We start from the raw sequence: 1,357 nt of genomic DNA, 5'->3' as shown, positions 1-1,357 counted from the left end.
TAGTAAATGTTAGTGGAATAGAGATTTTAATATTTGCTAATTTTTCTAGTAACAATTCTCTTTCTATACGGAATAAACTCTTCGTAACCTTTTTTTCCCTCACTAATATCGTATTTATCATTGGATCTAGAGGTTCATTAATAAACCTTAACCTAAACTTGTTACGAATCATGGGGATTAAGTTGGAATCTTTATAATTACGATATGCTAAATCTGAGAACAAACGCAGTATTGACCAATCACAAGTTTCTAATGTAGCTACTAAACCATTTAAAGTTCTTGATTGCTCATCATACGAATCCCATTCCTCTTTACATTTATATCTAAGATCATGTTCGACTTCATGCCATCCCTCAGAAAAGACTGTCCTTAACTGCAGTTCAAAAGTATTATCAATAAACTTATCATAAATAGCACGCTCAATATTAGCTGATGTATATTCATCTAACTTATATATAATATTTGTCCTAGTCGGCTTAAAAGTTGATGAATCTGGCCTATCAATAGATTCATCAACTTTTACAAATATTTTTGATAATACTTTTTCACATATCTCAATATCGTCATTAAAGTAAAGTACAACTCTTAGCCCAAAAAGATCCTGCATCTGTTTTTCAGAGCTATAACCTTTTTCAATAAGTTTTCTATCGATTGAATTTTCCGATTTAATTCGAGAGAAAATCCTATAAAATAGTCCCAACTTATCTAGTTCATTCACTATTCTTTTCTCAAGTGATTTTATAAGTGCCTCTGGTAGTTGGACCTTTGTAATGATGTTCATATTATAGTATCCTCACTCCATCTTCCCGATTTACATTTTTTATTTTTTGTATCTCGTTCATTTTACTGAAATCTAATATATAGATGTCTGAATATACTCTCAATATGCCTCTTTTTTTCAATTCTTGGATTGCCTTCTCGATGTAAATGTGATCACTGTGATCTATACCATAAAACAATGTTCTATAGGCTCGCTTGGCTTGTGCAGCTTTTCTTCCAGACGGCCAAAATTGTTCAATTACAAGTTTCTCGTACTTTTCAAAAAAGGATTCTTCCACATTTAATAATTCGTGATCATCTTTATCAGATAGGAATTCACTATTATTATCTTCACTGCTACAATTAATAAAATGAATCTCATGATTATCATCTGTATCCTTAACAAAAACGCAATTATAAAATTTACAATCAATAAATGATGTTCTTGAAAATACTGACTTTTGAAAACTCATATTAGAAAATACACAAGAAAAAAACACACTATCCTGCACAATATATTCATGGAATTTAAATCCATTAAATACAGTACCGTTAAGCGATAGATCATTATAATTACTACTCATGCTATTTTTTAATT

General features: G+C 29.9%; 2 protein-coding genes. Both read right to left on the bottom strand.

The genetic code is table 11. The features are described 5' to 3' along the window. Positions 1-781: hypothetical protein (locus AC1DWB_RS35275; RefSeq protein WP_477545725.1), on the bottom strand; the 781-nt coding region annotated here is incomplete at its 3' end. Between the two features lies 1 nt (position 782). After that, the coding region (locus AC1DWB_RS35270; RefSeq protein ID WP_477545724.1) for a hypothetical protein at positions 783-1,357 on the bottom strand (575 nt) is incomplete at its 5' end.

Source organism: Paenibacillus sp. P4_E11, assembly GCF_056401635.1.
This window is presented reverse-complemented; position numbering and strand designations above follow the sequence as displayed.